The 16,703-nt window shown below is 36.4% G+C and carries 24 protein-coding genes and 2 pseudogenes; 22 read left to right on the forward strand and 4 right to left on the reverse strand.

Going from position 1 to position 16,703, the window contains the following annotated elements; translation table 11 throughout:
• Window positions 1-35 precede the first annotated feature (35 nt).
• Window positions 36-1,249, reverse strand: a pseudogene (locus OTJ99_RS04790) (Nramp family divalent metal transporter).
• 213 nt (window positions 1,250-1,462) lie between these two features.
• Here OTJ99_RS04790 and OTJ99_RS04795 point away from each other — a divergent pair.
• Window positions 1,463-2,887: an aminopeptidase gene (locus OTJ99_RS04795; protein ID WP_045165022.1), complete on the forward strand. Its 1,425-nt coding sequence runs from the start codon at window positions 1,463-1,465 to the stop codon at window positions 2,885-2,887.
• Window positions 2,888-2,931: 44 nt separating this feature from the next.
• On the opposite strand, the gene OTJ99_RS04800 is transcribed toward OTJ99_RS04795, so the two are convergent.
• Entirely contained in the window at window positions 2,932-4,323 is a 1,392-nt protein-coding gene (locus OTJ99_RS04800) for a phosphoglucomutase/phosphomannomutase family protein (protein ID WP_045165021.1), read from the reverse strand.
• Window positions 4,324-4,488: 165 nt separating this feature from the next.
• On the opposite strand from OTJ99_RS04800, the pseudogene OTJ99_RS12485 reads away from it, so the two are divergent.
• Window positions 4,489-5,195: pseudogene (locus OTJ99_RS12485) on the forward strand (response regulator transcription factor).
• Entirely contained in the window at window positions 5,179-6,546 is a 1,368-nt protein-coding gene (locus OTJ99_RS04815) for a sensor histidine kinase (RefSeq protein ID WP_045165019.1), read from the forward strand. The pseudogene OTJ99_RS12485 and the gene OTJ99_RS04815 overlap by 17 nt, the downstream one beginning before the upstream one ends.
• 13 nt (window positions 6,547-6,559) lie before the next feature.
• Here OTJ99_RS04815 and OTJ99_RS04820 read toward each other — a convergent pair whose 3' ends face one another.
• Complete coding sequence (locus OTJ99_RS04820) at window positions 6,560-7,081, reverse strand: HD-GYP domain-containing protein (RefSeq protein ID WP_235374617.1); 522 nt, start codon at window positions 7,079-7,081, stop codon at window positions 6,560-6,562.
• A 99-nt stretch (window positions 7,082-7,180) separates the two neighbouring features.
• A complete protein-coding gene (locus OTJ99_RS04825; protein ID WP_235374616.1) occupies window positions 7,181-7,738 on the reverse strand; it encodes an HD-GYP domain-containing protein in 558 nt (185 codons plus the stop codon).
• Between the two features lie 201 nt (window positions 7,739-7,939).
• On the opposite strand from OTJ99_RS04825, the gene OTJ99_RS04830 reads away from it, so the two are divergent.
• The 19 genes from OTJ99_RS04830 to rplF all read left to right on the forward strand — a co-directional run bounded on the left by OTJ99_RS04830 (window position 7,940) and on the right by rplF (window position 16,698).
• Entirely contained in the window at window positions 7,940-8,446 is a 507-nt protein-coding gene (locus tag OTJ99_RS04830; RefSeq protein WP_045165018.1) for a ferritin-like domain-containing protein, read from the forward strand.
• A 59-nt stretch (window positions 8,447-8,505) separates the two neighbouring features.
• Window positions 8,506-8,667 carry a hypothetical protein gene (locus tag OTJ99_RS04835; protein ID WP_200889464.1) on the forward strand — a complete coding sequence of 54 codons (162 nt, stop codon included), beginning with the start codon at window positions 8,506-8,508 and terminating at the stop codon, window positions 8,665-8,667.
• A 331-nt stretch (window positions 8,668-8,998) separates the two neighbouring features.
• On the forward strand, window positions 8,999-9,319 hold the full coding sequence (rpsJ, locus tag OTJ99_RS04840; RefSeq protein ID WP_045165017.1) for a 30S ribosomal protein S10: 321 nt from the start codon (window positions 8,999-9,001) through the stop codon (window positions 9,317-9,319).
• A 4-nt stretch (window positions 9,320-9,323) separates the two neighbouring features.
• Window positions 9,324-9,956 (forward strand): 50S ribosomal protein L3, encoded by a 633-nt coding sequence (rplC, locus tag OTJ99_RS04845; RefSeq protein ID WP_045165016.1) that lies wholly within the window; start codon window positions 9,324-9,326, stop codon window positions 9,954-9,956.
• 30 nt (window positions 9,957-9,986) lie between these two features.
• Entirely contained in the window at window positions 9,987-10,613 is a 627-nt protein-coding gene (gene rplD, locus OTJ99_RS04850) for a 50S ribosomal protein L4 (RefSeq protein WP_045165015.1), read from the forward strand.
• A gap of 1 nt (window position 10,614) precedes the next feature.
• The gene (gene rplW / locus OTJ99_RS04855) at window positions 10,615-10,905 is read left to right on the forward strand and encodes a 50S ribosomal protein L23 (protein WP_045165014.1); all 291 of its coding nucleotides are present in this window, start codon (window positions 10,615-10,617) and stop codon (window positions 10,903-10,905) included.
• A 34-nt stretch (window positions 10,906-10,939) separates the two neighbouring features.
• Entirely contained in the window at window positions 10,940-11,770 is an 831-nt protein-coding gene (gene rplB, locus OTJ99_RS04860; protein WP_045165013.1) for a 50S ribosomal protein L2, read from the forward strand.
• A gap of 45 nt (window positions 11,771-11,815) precedes the next feature.
• The gene (rpsS, locus tag OTJ99_RS04865; protein WP_045165012.1) at window positions 11,816-12,100 is read left to right on the forward strand and encodes a 30S ribosomal protein S19; all 285 of its coding nucleotides are present in this window, start codon (window positions 11,816-11,818) and stop codon (window positions 12,098-12,100) included.
• A 52-nt stretch (window positions 12,101-12,152) separates the two neighbouring features.
• Entirely contained in the window at window positions 12,153-12,521 is a 369-nt protein-coding gene (gene rplV / locus OTJ99_RS04870) for a 50S ribosomal protein L22 (protein ID WP_045165011.1), read from the forward strand.
• Window positions 12,522-12,543: 22 nt separating this feature from the next.
• The gene (gene rpsC, locus OTJ99_RS04875; RefSeq protein WP_045165010.1) at window positions 12,544-13,212 is read left to right on the forward strand and encodes a 30S ribosomal protein S3; all 669 of its coding nucleotides are present in this window, start codon (window positions 12,544-12,546) and stop codon (window positions 13,210-13,212) included.
• Window positions 13,212-13,655 (forward strand): 50S ribosomal protein L16, encoded by a 444-nt coding sequence (rplP, locus tag OTJ99_RS04880; RefSeq protein ID WP_045165009.1) that lies wholly within the window; start codon window positions 13,212-13,214, stop codon window positions 13,653-13,655. Before rpsC ends, rplP begins: the two co-directional genes overlap by 1 nt.
• The gene (gene rpmC / locus OTJ99_RS04885) at window positions 13,642-13,860 is read left to right on the forward strand and encodes a 50S ribosomal protein L29 (protein ID WP_045165008.1); all 219 of its coding nucleotides are present in this window, start codon (window positions 13,642-13,644) and stop codon (window positions 13,858-13,860) included. Before rplP ends, rpmC begins: the two co-directional genes overlap by 14 nt.
• Before the next feature lie 25 nt (window positions 13,861-13,885).
• The gene (gene rpsQ / locus OTJ99_RS04890) at window positions 13,886-14,146 is read left to right on the forward strand and encodes a 30S ribosomal protein S17 (protein ID WP_045165007.1); all 261 of its coding nucleotides are present in this window, start codon (window positions 13,886-13,888) and stop codon (window positions 14,144-14,146) included.
• Between the two features lie 40 nt (window positions 14,147-14,186).
• Window positions 14,187-14,555, forward strand: coding sequence for a 50S ribosomal protein L14 (rplN, locus tag OTJ99_RS04895; RefSeq protein ID WP_045165006.1), 369 nt, complete (start codon window positions 14,187-14,189; stop codon window positions 14,553-14,555).
• Window positions 14,556-14,580: 25 nt separating this feature from the next.
• Entirely contained in the window at window positions 14,581-14,913 is a 333-nt protein-coding gene (gene rplX, locus OTJ99_RS04900) for a 50S ribosomal protein L24 (RefSeq protein WP_045165005.1), read from the forward strand.
• Window positions 14,914-14,941: 28 nt separating this feature from the next.
• The gene (gene rplE / locus OTJ99_RS04905; protein ID WP_045165004.1) at window positions 14,942-15,484 is read left to right on the forward strand and encodes a 50S ribosomal protein L5; all 543 of its coding nucleotides are present in this window, start codon (window positions 14,942-14,944) and stop codon (window positions 15,482-15,484) included.
• A gap of 24 nt (window positions 15,485-15,508) precedes the next feature.
• Window positions 15,509-15,694 (forward strand): type Z 30S ribosomal protein S14, encoded by a 186-nt coding sequence (locus tag OTJ99_RS04910; protein ID WP_045165003.1) that lies wholly within the window; start codon window positions 15,509-15,511, stop codon window positions 15,692-15,694.
• A gap of 26 nt (window positions 15,695-15,720) precedes the next feature.
• Window positions 15,721-16,119: a 30S ribosomal protein S8 gene (gene rpsH / locus OTJ99_RS04915; protein ID WP_045165002.1), complete on the forward strand. Its 399-nt coding sequence runs from the start codon at window positions 15,721-15,723 to the stop codon at window positions 16,117-16,119.
• Between the two features lie 30 nt (window positions 16,120-16,149).
• Window positions 16,150-16,698 carry a 50S ribosomal protein L6 gene (rplF, locus tag OTJ99_RS04920; RefSeq protein ID WP_045165001.1) on the forward strand — a complete coding sequence of 183 codons (549 nt, stop codon included), beginning with the start codon at window positions 16,150-16,152 and terminating at the stop codon, window positions 16,696-16,698.
• The last annotated feature ends 5 nt before the right edge of the window (window positions 16,699-16,703 follow it).

Below are 16,703 nucleotides of genomic sequence, written 5' to 3' on the forward strand. Positions count from 1 at the left end.
AAAGTGTTTTTCTTTTCATCTGCCCACTTTTATTTTTATAAAGTAGTTATGAGTAGAAAAACATCAAGTCCTATTACTAAAGCTGCCACAATTCCAAGAATTATCTTATCTGCTAAGGAGTTGCGAACTTACCCATGACTTTTTTGGATGACGTCAGATAAATTTGAAGAATGATTGTGATTGGCAGCTGAACACTCAATAGCATCTGTGAGATTATCAGAGCTTTGAATGGGTTGGAAATAAAAAGTATGATAATGGATGCTAAAACTAAGGGAATGGTAATTCCAATCTTAGTTGGCAACTCTTCTATGTTGTAAGGTCTTCTATAAAAGCCTGCCATGATTGTTCCACCTGTATATGCAGCTGTGATGCTTGAGGATATGCCAGAAAGCAATAGAGCGAATGCAAAAATTGTTGCAGATAAACTTCCCAAAATGGGTTTTAACATCTGCTGAGCCTGTGGTAGCGATTCAACAATGATACCTTTTGTGTAAAAGGTTGCGTGAGCTATTATAATCATGCTGCTGTTGATTAAAAATCCTATAAACATTGAAAAAAGTGTATCAACAAACTCAAATTTGAGCTGATGTTTTATTACCTTTTCATCTTGAGTGTTCCATTGCCTGCTCTGAATTATTTCAGAATGCAAAAACAAATTGTGTGGCATGACAACCGCACCAAGTATTGAAAGAACAACAACCAGTGAACCAGAAGGTATGCTTGGAGTTATCCAGCCAAAGACCACATCTTTTACAGGGACCTTCACAAGAAAAAGCTCTATCAAAAAGGAAAGACCTATCAGCGACACAAACGCAATTATCCACCTTTCAACCTTTTTATATGAGTTAGAAAATAAGAAAAATATAGTAAAAGGCAAAATGATTAAACACCCAAGCTTAATAGGAATTTTAAAAAGCATCTCAAGAGCAATTGCCGCGCCTAAGATTTCTGCCATAGCAGTTGAGACTGTTGCGAGCATGGCAGATGAAAGCACCAGTGTGGCAAGAGATTTATTAAGATAGATTGAAGTTGCTTCAGCCAAGCAAAGACCTGTTGCAATGCCAAGATGAGCTGCGTTGTGCTGAAGTACTATCAAAATTGTGGTTGATAGTAAAACTACCCACAAAAGCTTTAAACCAAACTGGCTCCCAGCAGCCACGTTTGATGCCCAGTTTCCAGGGTCGATAAATCCCACTGTGACAAGAAGGCCCGGTCCTATGTATTTGAGTATTTCCCTTGCGTTTTTCATTTTGTGCTGCCTTTCACACCTTTCTTCTCAAGTAATTTTATGGAATATCTTCTAAAGTGGTGAATAGATAAATAGTAAATCTTATCTCAAGCTCTTATATTAGAATTAATACCCAAAAAAAGAGGATTGTGATATCATAGTTTATATGAAGCTAAAAAAATATTTAAATAGGAACTTGGCATTTTCGACACTAAAATATTGGAGGTAGGGACAATGAGCGAGAAGTCTTACGGCCAAGAGCTTTATGAAAAATTATCCTACACTTCAAAAAATGCATGGGAAGTTTTAAAAGAAGAAGAAAAGCCTTTTGTTTTTGATTTGGCAGAAAAGTATAAGCACTTTTTGAACTGTGCAAAGACAGAAAGAGAAGCAGTTGAATATTTCATAGAAAGAGCTAAAGAAAAAGGGTATATAGAATTTAACAATAATATCCAAAAGTTAAAGCCGGGTGATAAGGTATATTTTGTCAACAATTACAAAAGCATTTTGCTTGCTCATATAGGGAAAAAACCATTGAAAGAAGGATTTAATCTGATAGGTAGCCATATAGATTCTCCACGACTTGATTTAAAACCAAAGCCACTATATGAGTCAAGTGAGCTTGCTCTTTTGAAGACACACTACTATGGTGGTATTAAAAAATATCACTGGGTAAATGTACCACTTAGCATCCACGGAGTTGTTGTGAAAAGTGATGGTTCAAAAGTAAAGATTACAATTGGTGAAGATGAAAATGACCCTGTTTTTTATATAACAGACCTTCTTGTTCACTTGTCTTCTGATCAGCTTCAGAAAAAGGCAAGCGAAGCAATTCCAGCTGAAAACTTGAATGTGCTTATAGGAAGTATGCCGTTTAATGATGAGAAGGTAAAAGAAAAGGTAAAACTCAATATTTTGAAAATCCTGAATGAAAAATATGGCATCACAGAAGAAGATCTTATTTCAGCTGACATTGAAGTTGTGCCGGCTGCAAAAGCGCGTGATGTGGGACTTGACAGAAGCCTAATTGGTGCATATGGTCAGGATGACAGAGCATGCAGTTTTTTGGCAGCAGAAGCTATATTCTCAATTGATGAAATTCCAGAAAAGACTGCAATAGTCTATTTGGTTGACAAAGAGGAAATAGGAAGTGTAGGAATATCAAGCGCTGAGGCAAGCTTTTTTGATATATCAGTTGCAAAGCTTTTGAAGGCTTTAGGTGAGTATGAAAGTAGCCTTGATTTGGCTATTTGCTTTGAAAACTCAGCAGCAATTTCGGGTGATGTTGCAGCAGCCTTTGACCCCACATATGAAAGTGCTTATGATAAGCTCAATTCTACGTTAATTGGCCATGGTGTCACCATTGAAAAGTATACAGGGGTTAGAGGCAAATATAGTGGTTCTGAAGCAACAGCAGAGTATGTAGGCAAAATCAGAAACTTTTTGAATTCAAATAACATTTGCTGGCAGACAGGTCTTTTAGGTAAAGTTGATCAAGGCGGTGGAGGTACAATAGCTCTGTTTATCGCAAGAAAAATGATAAATGTAATAGACTCAGGCGTTCCAGTTTTATCTATGCACTCAACATTTGAAATAACAAGCAAGGTTGATGTGTATATGACATATAAGTTTTATAGCCAGTTTTTGAGAAAGTTTTAATAAAATAAAAGGGCTCTTGGCATTTTGCGCCAAAGGAGCCCTTTTTATTTCATCTCCTCTATCAACTTCACAGCCTCATCTAAAAGTCTTTTGACCTCATCTTTGGTAAACTGTTCTGTGTAAACTCTCAAAACTGGTTCTGTGCCAGACGCTCTGAACAGTATCCATGAGCCATCTTCAAAGATATATTTATAGCCGTCTAATGTTTGAATCTCTTTAATCTTTCTGCCTGCAAACTCTGTGTTTTGGGAAATCATCTTCAACGTCTTTTCTTTGATTTCGTTTGGCAAATGCAGGTCAACCCTGTCATAGTAGTGATAACCTATTTCCTTAAAAAGCTCGTCAAGTATTTGACTGATTGGTTTTTGATGGTATGCCATAATTTCAAGGAGCAGCAAGCTACACAATATTCCATCTCTTTCAGGTATGTGATTTTTGATTCCAATGCCGCCACTTTCTTCTCCACCGATGAGAATATCTTCTTTTAAGAAAAGCTCACATATATACTTAAAACCAATCGGTGTTTCGTAGATTTTGAGCCCGTACTTGTTTGCCAAAATAGGAACCATATTGGTTGTTGAAAATGTTTTTACAACCCCGCCTCTTAAACCTTTTACTTCAACTAAATGTCTCAGAAGCAGTGCATATATTCTGTGTGAATCAATAAACTCTCCTTTTTCATCAACAGCGCCAACTCTATCTGCATCTCCATCTGTTGCAAGACCAATGTCTGCTTTGTTTTGGACAACAGTATCAATCAATTTTCCAAGGTTTTTATAAATAGGTTCTGGGTTGACTCCTCCAAAGTATGGGTTTCGCTCATCTCTTATCTGGATGTGTTTGATTCCATATTTTTCTAACAAGGTTTTAACATATCCAACTCCTGCGCCGTGCATTGGGTCGATTATAGCAAAAGGCTTGGATTTTGCAATAAGATTTAAATCCACAAGCTTTTCAATGTGTTCAAAATACTCTTTGTCAGGGTCTATATAAGAAAAGAGATTACTACTTTCTGGCTCAGCAAATTTTACTTCATTTTTATATAAATGCTTCTCTATTTCTGCAATGATAGAAGGAAGAGCAGAACCTCCATAATCGCCTTTAAACTTTATACCATTCCACTGTGGTGGATTGTGGCTTGCTGTAATCATTATAGCTCCTGCTAAATTCATGTTCTTGACAGTAAATGATACAACAGGTGTTGGTGTTGGCTTTTTTGTAAGATATGTCTTTATGCCGTTTGCAACAAGAACCCCTGCGCAAAGACGAGCGTACTCTTCTGACATAAACCTTGTGTCATATCCTACCAAAACAGGTCTTTTGTCGTCAATCTCTTTGATATAATCAGCAATTGCCTGAGCAACAATTTTTACATTGTCAAAGGTATAATCCTTGCTAATGACAGCTCTCCAACCGTCTGTTCCAAATTTTATCATCTTTTTTCACCTCCTGCAATGTGAATTGAAAATATGCTATAATGAATCTTGAAAGGTGGTCTTGCTGTGAATGCTTGACCACTATATAGTATACAAGAGTTTCAAAAAATTTTCAAATAGCAGAAGGTATTTTTCGAAATATTTTAAAAAGAGAGGAAATAGTCAATGTCAAGGTATCTTATATATGTTGTGGATGATGAAAAAGATATTTTGAATATTATTTCTGAGTATCTTTCAAGCAAAGGTTATTTGGTTAAAACCTTTGAAGATGCAGTAAGTTTTTTAAAAGAGTTTGAGAAAAATGAGCCTGATATAGTTGTATTAGATATTATGCTGCCTGATATAGATGGATATGAGGTTTGTAAAGAAATAAGGAAAAGGAGCAACGTACCAATTATAATGCTGTCTGCTAAAGGAGAAGAATTAGACAAGGTTTTGGGACTTGAGCTTGGAAGTGATGATTACATATCAAAGCCGTTTTCACTTCTTGAACTTGAGGCAAGAATAAAAAAATTTTGCGAAGAGTAGACAAAGATACTCTTATTAGACCTGACAATATTATTGAGTTTTGCGGAATAAAGGTTAATTTAAATCAGAAGAGTGTATTTTACAATGATTTGAAAGTAGAACTGTCTCCAAAAGAATTTGAAACTTTCACACTCCTTTTTAAAGAACACTCCAAGGTACTTAAAAGAAGCTATATATTAGAACAGGTGTGGGGAGACCCTGCTTTATATGATGAAAGAATGGTGGATGACGTGATAAAGAGACTGAGAAAGAAAATTTTGCAATACAATCTTCCAATTGAAATAAAGACAATGTGGGGACTTGGATATAAACTCGAGGAGAAGAAAGATGAAAATCAGGACTAAAATCTATCTTTCATATTTAGGGATTATAGTGTTCATATTTGTTATCTTTTCCATTGTATTCTATATTTCTTTTAGAAACAACTTAATAGAACAGGTGAAAACTGATAATTTAAGATTTGCAAAACTTGTTGAGTACTTTTTCATAAACCAAAGCAAAGACGTTAAAGAACTGAGAAATTTTGAAGCTTATTTTGAACCGTTTAGTTATAAATTTCTTCAGGACTATATCGTAATAATTAGCAGCGATGGTGCTATTGAGTATTCAAATAAAAATCTGAGTGTTGAGGCACGGGTTAAAATAATGAGTTTATTTGATGAAAATAAAGAATCTTCTTATAGTTTCGAAATTGGGTGGTTACATGAAAAACCTTTTTTGTTTACATTTTACAGAAGTAAATTAAATACAGAGTTTATTGTCCTTCTTATCAGTGATTTAGAGAGAATTTCGATATTTCAAAAAAGATTCTTTAGCCTTATTTTGCAAATTGCAATCTTTACAGCAATTTTAGCAGCTGCAGTTAGCATATTTGTTTCTAAACAGATAACTCAGGGGCTTTTAAAACTAAAAGAAGGGATAATAGAAGCTTCAAAGATGAGATTCAATAAAAAGGTCGAAGTAACTTCTAAAGATGAAATTGGAATGATTGCACGTGAATTCAATAAGCTCATAGAAAAGATTTCAGAGTACAATCAGGCACAGATTAGATTTCTGCAAAACATTTCTCATGAATTGAAAACGCCGCTTACTTCTATTCGGGGGTATGCCGAAGTGCTGAAAATGGGACTTTTAGATACAAAAAAGGCAGAATATGCAGCCGACAAAGTAATAGAGCATGTGGATAGATTAAAGCTATTAATAAACCAGATTATAGACCTTACAAAAATAGAATTGGTTGAGAACTATTTTATGTTTGAAAAAGCAATTATTGAAGATGTAGTCTTTGACGCAATCTTAAACAATGAAGGTTATGCTCTTTCTAAAAAGATTGAAATAATATTTGAACCTACTACCCAAATTCCAGTTCTGTGTGACAGAGAAAAACTAAAAGAAGCTTTTTCTAATATAATTTCTAATTGTGTAAGGTATGCCAAGAACAAAGTGATGATTAAAATAGAGACCCAAAAAGATGAGTTTGAAGTTATAATAGAAGACGATGGAGAAGGTTTTAAAAGTGATGAAGTTGACAAAATCTTTGAAAGATTTTACAAGGGGAAAAGAGGAGAAAGCGGTTTAGGGCTTTCGATTGCCAAAGCAATCTTCGAAAAGCATGGGTTTTCAGTAGAAGCTAAGAGTGGGACGCCAACTGGTGCAAAATTCATAATTAAAGGGAAACTTTACAAAGAGCAGTAGTTAGATATTTGTTTCATACTACTGCTCTTTTGAGAAGTTCAAATTCTTCTTTTAAAAACAAGCCGTTTTTTACCATATCAGAAATAATATTTAATGCTTCTTTTTGTCCCAATCCTTTTCGATATGGTCTATCTTCAATGAGGGATTGATATACATCGCATATTCCCACTACTCTATCTAAAAGAGAAAGTTCATCCTTTCCAAGTTTTTCTGGATATCCGCTTCTATCAACTCTTTCATGGTGATTTCCTGCCCAGTTTGAGATTTCGCCTTTGAATACCGGAATTTGGTCCAAAATTAGCTTTGTGTAGTACGGATGAGACTTTATTATATAAAATTCCTCTTTTGTAAGCTTTCCCTCTTTATTTAGTATTTCATTTGGTACCACCATCTTTCCTAAATCATGTAAATAACCAGCAATTTTTAATTTATTAGAAGTTTCATCATCTAATCCCATTATTTTGGCAATTTCAAATACTATTTCTGACAAACCTTGCGAGTGAAGATGTGTAAATTTACTTTTATTATCAATCAAAAGAGCGATTGCTTCAGAGAATTTAAGCATAGTTTGTATGGCAAAGTAAACCTCTTCATCTGGTAAAAGATCTAAGATGATCTGCCTCAGTTGAGGGTTTTAAAGGTCTAACCAAAATTTATCCTTATCAGCAATATCTAAAAATGCATCAACTATAGATGGATTAAACAAAATACCTTTATTTTTCCAAACCCACTCTTTTAAATCATCAACCTGTAGATAGTAAGGCTTTGACCAGTTCATGTTTATGTCTATCTGGTCAGCCAGATTTATAATCTGAGATGCCAATGGCAAAACTGTATGGTCGTATCCGAATGCACCTAAGCCATTGTAAAAGTCATGATGGTATTTAATTATTTCTGAAATTTCTTCATCTAGTGGGAGTTTTCTAACAAACTCATATCCTAACAGACAATGGTTTTTTGCAAGTTGAATGTTCACATGTGAAGCATAAAAATTATTATCAGAAACAGTGATACCAATATCATGCAGAAATGATGCGTAATAAATCTTTTTTATCTCACCTTTTTCGACTTGTAGTTGTTTTGCAATTTGCAAAGATATATATGTAACCTTTGGTGCATGTTCTTTTCTGCCTTGTGAAATATCTATCAAGTGTGAGATTGCCGAAAGAAGATTTCCTACTCCAATTTTCATGGGCGAGGTTAACCACCTTAGAACATTTTGAAAATAATTATCCACCACAATGCAGATAAATTTTTACCAAAAATTCTGACAAGTTGTTGTTTTATTTTTGGAAATGTTTTCAGAGCTAAGTTTGAAAAGTAGCAAAAATTGCTTTCGAAAATATAATGTATTAAAGGTCTAATAAAACTTTTGTGAGGTAATAGGTTAAAAATGGATTGGACTAAATTTGCATATGATGCACCATACCCAGAGCCAAAAGTAGAAGAGCCAAACAGACACTATGCAGAGATTTTACTTGATGACTATGCTGGATACGCAAGTGAGTTTACAGCGATTGCGCTCTATTCTTACCAACATTTTATAAGCGATGTAAAGCATAAAGATTTTGCAGAACTGATTATTGGAATTGCTCAAGTTGAAATGAAACACTTGGACCTTCTTGGTACTACAATTTACTTACTTGGTGCACTACCAAAATACAGAGGTTCATACACCACATATGGCCAGTATTGGAACGGGTATTTTGTCATCTATGACAGGGACTTAAAGGACATGATAAAAATTGATATACAGTCTGAAAAGGAAGCAATCAAAAATTACAAGAGACATATTGAAATGATAGATGATAGGTACATCAAAAAGCTTCTTGAGAAGATAATACTTGATGAGGAAAAACACATCAAATTGTTAAAAGATTATCTTGATAGAAAATTTTAATTTGTGGGTATTAAATAAGTAACAAAGGAAGTAAAATATACTGAGGAGGTAAATCAAATATGCAAGAAAAATATGTATGCGGAATTTGCGGTTATGAAATTATCGATTTAAATTCCCCGTGTCCCTATTGTGGTGCTGAACCAAATCACTTTGTTAGGGCGGATGAGATTGACGTTGAGCTAATTAAAAAGATCTATCAAGAAGGCGGAGCAACTTATTAAAATTTCTCTTGCAAACCGCCTTTTTTTATTATAAAATTATAAAGTCGTTGTGTGGGTGAAAAATAATGTTCATATGCTGCGATGAGGCAAAAGGTTGCTGCAAAGGTAGGAGCCTTTGCAGGGAATTTTTGCTGAGTATGTCTTGTCCTTTGAGACGGGCGACACGGGGAAGGTATGAGAGAATATTTCATACCCGGTGTTTTTATGCCCGAAAGAAAAAGTAAAAACTCCGGGTATTTTTATATAAAAGGCTTCGACACACACGGCTAAGTTGCCAAGTTCCCCTGTCGCAAGGAGAATAAAATAATACTATTTTTGAGGAGGGGAATATATGTCAAAAGCACAGAGAATGCGAATCAAGCTAAAATCATTTGATTACAAGCTTTTAGAACAATCAGCAAAGAAGATTGTAGAGACAGCTAAAAACACAGGGGCAGAGGTGTCAGGACCAGTACCACTGCCAACAGACAGAGAGGTAATTACAATCATCAGGGCTCCGCACAAATACAAGGATTCACGAGAACAGTTTGAGATCAAAACTCACAAGAGACTAATTGACATTATCAGACCCACACAAAAAACAGTAGATGCACTCATGAGAGTTGAACTCCCTGCAGGTGTTGACATTGAAATTAAGCTAAAGGAGGTGTAGGTGCATGACAAAGGGTATACTTGGCAAAAAAATAGGTATGACACAGGTTTTCGATGAGACAGGAAAGGTAATACCTGTTACAGTAATTGAAGCAGGGCCATGTGTGGTTGTTCAGAAAAAGACCGTTGAAAAAGACGGCTACTCTGCTATTCAAGTAGGTTTTGAGGATATAAAGGGAAGCAAACTGAACAAGCCTCTTAGAGGTCACTTTGCAAAACATGGAGTAAAACCAAAAAGATATTTAAGAGAATTAAGACTCAAAGATGCAGATAAATATGAAGTTGGACAAGAGATAAGAGTTGATATCTTTTCACCTGGCGAAAGAGTAGATGTAACTGGTATTTCAAAAGCAAAAGGATTCCAAGGTGTTATCAAAAGACATGGTCAGCAAAGAGGTCCTATGAGCCATGGTTCTATGTATCACAGGAGAGTTGGTTCAATGGGTTCTAACACATTCCCTGCAAGAACATTCCCAGGGAAAAAGATGCCTGGTAGAATGGGCGGTAAAAGAGTGACAGTTTTGAACTTGCAGGTTGTAAAGGTTGATCCGGAGAGAAACTTGCTTCTTGTTAAAGGAAGTGTTCCAGGAAACAAGAATTCACTTTTAATAATCAGAGACTCAGTAAAAAGCAAATAAGCTTTAAAGTTTTAGGAAGGAGGAAAAAGAATGCCAAAGGTTCCGGTTTATAATATAGAGGGACAGCAGATTGGTGAGATTGAGCTGAGTGACTCAGTTTTTAATGTTCCAATAAACACCCATGTATTGCACCAAGCTGTTGTTGCACACCTTGCAAACAGACGTCAAGGAACATTTGCTGCAAAAACAAGAGGAGAGGTACGTGGTGGTGGCAGAAAACCATGGAGACAAAAAGGAACAGGTAGAGCAAGACAGGGTTCTATAAGAGCTCCAACATGGAGAAAAGGTGGCGTTGTATTTGCGAAAAAACCAAGAGATTTTTCAATAGACCTTCCAAAGAAAGTAAGAAGACTTGCTTTAAAATGCGCATTGTCTTCCAAGGTAAAAGAGAACAATCTCATTGTACTTGACAAGTGGGATATGAATCAGTACAGGACAAAAGAAGTGATAAGAGTTTTGAAAAATTTAGGACTTGAGAATCAGAAAGCATTGATAGTCATTCCTGAAAAGAATGAGTATTTACAAAAGTCAACAAAGAATATTCCAGAAGTCAAAACACTGCAAGTAGGAAACTTGAACGTGTTTGATATACTAAAATATGACAAGTTCATAATCCTCCAAGACGCCGTAAAGAAAGTAGAGGAGGTGTACGCATAATATGCTACCAGAAGAAATAATCAAAAGGCCAATCATTACCGAAAAGAGCATAAAGATGATTCCACAGAAAAAATACACATTTGAAGTTGACAGAAGAGCAAATAAAATTGAGATAAAGAAAGCTGTGGAACAACTATTTGGTGTTGAGGTAGAAAAGGTGTGGACAATGAACGTAAAACCAAAGAGAAAGAGAGTAGGAAGATTTGAAGGAAGGACAAAGGCTTGGAAAAAAGCCATTGTAAAGCTTAAAGAGAATAGCAAGACAATAGAGTTCTTTGATAGCTTGATATAACAGAAGCATGAAAGCTAATAAGGAGGGGAAAAAGGTGGGTATAATAGTCTACAAGCCTACATCACCAGGCCGCAGAAATGCATCGGTTTTGAATTACAAAGAAGTTATTACAAAAACTGAACCTGAAAAGTCGTTGGTGTTCACAGAAAAGAAATGGGCAGGTAGAAACAATCAAGGAAAAATCACTGTTCGACATAGAGGTGGCGGACATAAAAAGAAAATAAGAATTGTGGACTTTAAGAGAGACAAGGATGGAATCCCTGCAAAGGTTGAGGCTATCGAGTACGACCCGAACAGAACAGCATTTTTGGCACTTTTGTGCTATGCAGATGGTGAAAGAAGATATATCTTAGCACCAGAGGGTTTAAAAGTAGGAGATACTGTAATGTCAGGTCCTAATGCTGATATCAAGGTTGGTAATGCATTGCCGCTCAAATATATCCCTGTTGGTACAATGATACACAATATTGAGCTATATCCAGGAAGAGGCGGTCAGCTTGCAAAAAGTGCTGGAGCAGTTGCTCAACTCATGGCAAAGGAAGGGAAATATGCTCTTATTAGACTTCCATCTGGTGAGCTGAGGTATGTAAGCCAAGAGTGTAGAGCTACCATAGGTCAGGTTGGAAACTTAGACCATGAGAATGTCAGATTAGGAAAAGCTGGACGTAAAAGATGGATGGGTATCAGACCGACAGTTAGAGGTTCTGCAATGAACCCTGTTGACCATCCACATGGTGGTGGTGAAGGTAAAGCACCAATTGGACGTCCAGGACCGCTAACACCATGGGGCAAGCCTACACTTGGTTACAAGACAAGAAAGAAAAACAAACCATCAGACAAGTTTATTGTCAAGAGAAGAAAGTAGTTTTAATATAAAGCATCATTTTGAAACTTAGGGGAGGGATAAAGCGTGGGTAGATCTTTAAAGAAAGGTCCTTATTGTGACCCCAAACTATTAAAGAAGATCGAGAAACTGAATCAGAACAATGAGAAGAAGGTTATCAAGACATGGTCTCGAAGGTCAACAATTTTGCCTCAGATGGTAGGTCATACAATTGCTGTGTACGACGGTAGAAAGCATGTACCAGTGTATATAACAGAAGAGATGGTTGGGCATAAACTTGGTGAGTTTGCTCCTACAAGAACCTTCAGAGGGCACGGTCATCACACGGAAAGATCAACTGCATTGAAGTAAACATGTAAAATGCGGAAAATTGGGTTCAATTGTTAGAAGGGAGGAGAAGTGTGTGGAGAAGGCAGTAAACACAAATACTGAAGTAAAGAAGGCAACTGCTACCTTGCGCTATGCAAGGATATCTCCAAGGAAAGTTAGAATAGTAATTGACCTTATCAGAAATAAACCCGTTCAAGAGGCTTTGAATATATTAAAATTCATACCAAAAAGAGGTGCAAGATTTGTAGAAAAGCTCTTGAAATCGGCAATTGCCAATGCAGAAAACAATCACAATATGAATGTTGAGAAACTTTATATAGCAGAGATTTACGCAAATGGCGGACCAATGCTCAAGAGAATAAGACCAAGAGCGCAAGGAAGAGCATTCTTAATTAGAAAGAGAACAAGCCATATTACAGTTGTACTCAAAGAAAGAGAGTAACTTTTAATAAGGAGGGAAATAAATGGGTCAAAAGGTTCATCCAAAGGGGTTTAGGCTTGGGATTATCAAGGATTGGGATTCAAGATGGTTTGCTACTGATAAAGATTTTGACAAATATGTAATCGAAGACTATAAAATCAGACGTCATATTAAAGAAAAGCTTTATAGTGCCGGGATTTCAAGAATTGAGATAGAAAGAGCTGCGAAGAGAGTAAAGGTTATAATTCACACAGCAAAACCAGGTATTGTAATAGGAAGAGCAGGTTCTGGTGTTGAGGCTTTGAGAAAAGAGCTTGAAAAGATTACAGGTGGGAAAACAATCTCACTTGATATAAAAGAGATAAAGGTACCAGAGCTTGATGCACAGCTTGTTGCAGAAAATATTGCTGCTCAGCTTGAAAAGAGAGTTTCATTTAGAAAAGCTATGAAACAGGCAATAGCAAGAGCACTGAAAAGCGGTGCAAAAGGCATCAAAACAATGGTATCTGGACGACTTGGCGGCGCTGAGATTGCAAGGACTGAGTGGTACAAAGAAGGAAGAATTCCTCTTCAGACCATAAGAGCAGACATTGACTATGGATTTGCAGAAGCTCACACCACTTATGGAAGAATTGGTGTGAAGACTTGGATATACAAAGGCGATGTATTGCCACAAAAAGGAGCAGGTGTTGAAAAAGGAGGAGATAAATAATGCTTATGCCAAAACGAGTTAAATGGAGAAAACACCAAAGAGGTAGAATGAAAGGAAAAGCAACAAGAGGTAACTTTGTTGCATATGGCGATTACGGTATTATGGCACTTGAGCCAGGTTGGATTACAAGCAACCAAATTGAAGCAGCCAGAGTGGCTATTGCAAGGCATATAAAAAGAGGCGGCAAGGTTTGGATAAAGATATTCCCTGACAAGCCTGTTACGAGAAAACCTGCTGAGACACGTATGGGTTCTGGTAAAGGTTCACCTGAATACTGGGTTGCAGTAGTAAAACCAGGAAGAGTTATGTTTGAAGTTGGCGGTGTTGATGAAGAGGTTGCAAAAGAGGCTTTGAGGCTTGCTATTCACAAGCTACCAATAAAGTGTAAGATAGTTTCAAGACAAGATGTAGAAATGGGTGGTGAGGCAAATGAAGGCGTCTAAACTTCGTGAAATGACAACTCCAGAGCTTCATAATGAATTGAAGAAGTTAAAAAGTGAACTTTTTAACTTGAGATTTCAGCTGGCAACAAACCAACTTGAAAATCCAATGAGAATTAGAGAGGTTAAGAGAACCATCGCAAGAATAAAAACTATCTTAAGAGAAAGAGAGCTTGAACAAGAAAGAGCAAATAAAAATGCAAAATAAAGCAGATTTTAAGGAGGGAATTTAAGTGGAGCAAAAAAGAGGTACAAGAAAAACAAGAATTGGTGTTGTTGTAAGCGATAAAATGGATAAAACTGTTGTAGTTGCAGTAGAAACCTTAGTTCAGCACCCTCTTTACAAAAAGACCATAAAGAGGACAACCAAATTTAAAGCTCATGATGAGAACAATGAGTGCAGAGTTGGTGATAAAGTTTTGATAATGGAAACAAGGCCACTTTCTAAAGAAAAGAGATGGAGAGTTGTACAGATATTAGAAAGAGCAAAATAATGAAAAAACCTAAGGTTTTAAAAGGAGGGGGACGGAAAAGATGATTCAACCGCAATCAAGGTTAAAAGTTGCAGATAACACTGGAGCAAAAGAGGTTATGTGTATAAGAGTCCTTGGTGGTTCAAATAAGAAATTTGCTAACATTGGCGATATAATAGTTTGTTCTGTTAAAGATGCAACACCAGGTGGCGTTGTTAAAAAAGGTGATGTTGTAAAAGCAGTAATTGTCAGAACAAGAAAAGGAATCAGAAGAGAAGATGGGACATATATCAGATTTGATGATAACGCAGCAGTTTTGATAAGAGAAGACAAAACACCAAGAGGTACACGTATATTTGGACCTGTTGCAAGAGAACTCAGAGACAAAGATTTTATGAAAATTGTGTCTCTTGCACCCGAAGTTCTATAAGCTTTTGATTGAAGGAGGGGAAACTATGCCAAATAAAGTTCATGTAAAAAAAGGAGATACAGTAGTGGTAATCTCTGGTAAGTACAAAGGGAAGCAAGGCAAGGTCTTAACTGTCTTGCCAAAAGATAGGAAAGTAGTTGTTGAAGGTGTTAATATTGTAAAGAAACACGTAAAGCCAAATTCTAAGATGCCGCAAGGAGGTATAATCACTAAAGAAGCACCAATTTGGGCATGTAAGGTAATGCTTGTATGTCCAAAGTGTAACAGGCCAACACGAATAGGTCACAGGTTTATCCAAGAGGGAGATGAGGAGAAGAAAGTAAGGACCTGCAAAAAATGCGGTGAGATTATAGATTAATTGCCAAAGTGAGGGGAGGTAAAATTTTATGGCACCAAGGCTGAAAGAGAAGTACTTCAAGGAAGTTATTCCTGCAATGATGCAGAAGTTTGGTTATAAAAACGTTATGCAAGTACCAAGGCTTGGCAAGATTGTAATAAACATTGGACTTGGCGAAGCTAAAGACAATCCAAAGGCATTAGAAGCAGCAATGAACGACTTGATGGCGATTACAGGTCAAAAACCAGTTGTCACAAAAGCAAAGAAGTCCATTGCAAACTTTAAACTCAGAAAAGGAATGCCAATAGGTTGCATGGTGACATTGCGAGGAGATAGAATGTATGAGTTTTTGGATAAAATGATAAACCTTGCGCTGCCAAGGGTAAGAGACTTCAGGGGTGTTTCTGACAAATCTTTTGATGGAAGAGGAAATTATACAATTGGTTTCAAAGAACAGGTTGTATTTCCAGAGATTGATTATGACAAAGTAGATAAGATTAGAGGTCTTGAAGTTACGATTGTCACTTCTGCAAAGACTGATGAAGAAGCAAAAGAGCTCTTGAGACTTTTAGGTATGCCATTTGCAAGCTAATTTAAAAAGTAAGGAGGGTAATTGATGGCAAGGAAAGCTTTGATTGTAAAGCAGCAGAAACCGCAAAAATTTTCAACAAGATACTACAATAGATGCAAAATTTGCGGAAGACCGAGAGCGTATTTAAGAAAGTTTGGGGTTTGCAGACTTTGTTTTAGAAAGCTTGCGCATAATGGAGAGATACCGGGTGTTAAGAAAGCGAGCTGGTAATTTTTAATTCGAAAGGAGGTAATAAAATGTATGTAATAGATCCGATTGCAGATATGCTCACACGTATCAGAAATGCAAATAATGCTCGCCACGAATATGTAGACATTCCAGCTTCAAAGATGAAGAAGGCTATTGCACAAATCTTACTGGAAGAAGGTTTTATAAAAGAATACGAGATTATTGATGATGGCAAGAATGGGATTATAAGAATAAAACTAAAATATGGTCCAAATAAAGAAAGAGCAATTACAGGTCTTAAGAGAATTTCAAAACCAGGACGAAGAGTTTATGCAGGTAAAGATGAACTTCCAAGAGTTTTAGGTGGACTTGGAATAGCTATTATCTCAACATCTAAGGGTATAATGACAGATAAGAAAGCAAGAAAAGAAGGAGTTGGCGGAGAAGTACTCTGCTATGTCTGGTAAATAAGATTTATTTTTGTTGGAGGTGAAATGATGTCAAGAATAGGCAAAAAACCTATTGATATACCAAACGGTGTAGAAGTTAAAATAGATGGCAATGTCATCACAGTAAAAGGACCAAAAGGTAGCTTGACAAAAGAGATTCATCCTGAGATGATAGTTAAGATAGAAAATAATCAGATTTTGGTACAAAGGCCTTCTGATGAAAGATTTCATAAGGCACTTCATGGTCTTACAAGGACACTTATCGCGAACATGGTTGAAGGCGTTACAAAAGGGTATGAAAAGGAATTAGAAATTGTCGGAATAGGATATAGGGCACAAAAACAAGGCAAGAAACTTATTTTAAACGTAGGATATTCTCATCCTGTAGAAATCGAAGAGCCGCCAGGAATTACTATTGAAGTACCCGATCAAAACAGAATAATTGTAAAAGGAATTGATAAACAACAGGTAGGCAACTTCGCTGCAACCATAAGAAAAGTTCGCGAACCTGATCCATACCTTGGTAAAGGTATCAAATACGCAGATGAAGTTTTGAGACTCAAAGAAGGAAAAGCCGGTAAAGGCGGTAAGAAATAGAGGGG

The organism is Caldicellulosiruptor naganoensis (genome assembly GCF_026914285.1).
GTDB classification, from domain to species: Bacteria; Bacillota; Thermoanaerobacteria; order Caldicellulosiruptorales; family Caldicellulosiruptoraceae; genus Caldicellulosiruptor; species Caldicellulosiruptor naganoensis.

Coding starts and splice junctions, on each gene's coding strand:
- rplW (WP_045165014.1), top strand. CDS start 10,615: ATGCTACCAGAAGAAATAATCAAAAGGCCAATCATTACCGAAAAGAGC.
- rplP (WP_045165009.1), top strand. CDS start 13,212: ATGCTTATGCCAAAACGAGTTAAATGGAGAAAACACCAAAGAGGTAGA.
- OTJ99_RS04795 (WP_045165022.1), top strand. CDS start 1,463: ATGAGCGAGAAGTCTTACGGCCAAGAGCTTTATGAAAAATTATCCTAC.
- rpsH (WP_045165002.1), top strand. CDS start 15,721: ATGTATGTAATAGATCCGATTGCAGATATGCTCACACGTATCAGAAAT.
- OTJ99_RS04910 (WP_045165003.1), top strand. CDS start 15,509: ATGGCAAGGAAAGCTTTGATTGTAAAGCAGCAGAAACCGCAAAAATTT.
- OTJ99_RS04825 (WP_235374616.1), bottom strand. CDS start 7,738: ATGAAAATTGGAGTAGGAAATCTTCTTTCGGCAATCTCACACTTGATA.
- rplC (WP_045165016.1), top strand. CDS start 9,324: ATGACAAAGGGTATACTTGGCAAAAAAATAGGTATGACACAGGTTTTC.
- OTJ99_RS04800 (WP_045165021.1), bottom strand. CDS start 4,323: ATGATAAAATTTGGAACAGACGGTTGGAGAGCTGTCATTAGCAAGGAT.
- rpsJ (WP_045165017.1), top strand. CDS start 8,999: ATGTCAAAAGCACAGAGAATGCGAATCAAGCTAAAATCATTTGATTAC.
- rplF (WP_045165001.1), top strand. CDS start 16,150: ATGTCAAGAATAGGCAAAAAACCTATTGATATACCAAACGGTGTAGAA.
- OTJ99_RS04815 (WP_045165019.1), top strand. CDS start 5,179: ATGAAAATCAGGACTAAAATCTATCTTTCATATTTAGGGATTATAGTG.
- rplE (WP_045165004.1), top strand. CDS start 14,942: ATGGCACCAAGGCTGAAAGAGAAGTACTTCAAGGAAGTTATTCCTGCA.
- rplN (WP_045165006.1), top strand. CDS start 14,187: ATGATTCAACCGCAATCAAGGTTAAAAGTTGCAGATAACACTGGAGCA.
- rplX (WP_045165005.1), top strand. CDS start 14,581: ATGCCAAATAAAGTTCATGTAAAAAAAGGAGATACAGTAGTGGTAATC.
- OTJ99_RS04835 (WP_200889464.1), top strand. CDS start 8,506: ATGCAAGAAAAATATGTATGCGGAATTTGCGGTTATGAAATTATCGAT.
- OTJ99_RS04830 (WP_045165018.1), top strand. CDS start 7,940: ATGGATTGGACTAAATTTGCATATGATGCACCATACCCAGAGCCAAAA.
- rpsC (WP_045165010.1), top strand. CDS start 12,544: ATGGGTCAAAAGGTTCATCCAAAGGGGTTTAGGCTTGGGATTATCAAG.
- rplD (WP_045165015.1), top strand. CDS start 9,987: ATGCCAAAGGTTCCGGTTTATAATATAGAGGGACAGCAGATTGGTGAG.
- rpmC (WP_045165008.1), top strand. CDS start 13,642: ATGAAGGCGTCTAAACTTCGTGAAATGACAACTCCAGAGCTTCATAAT.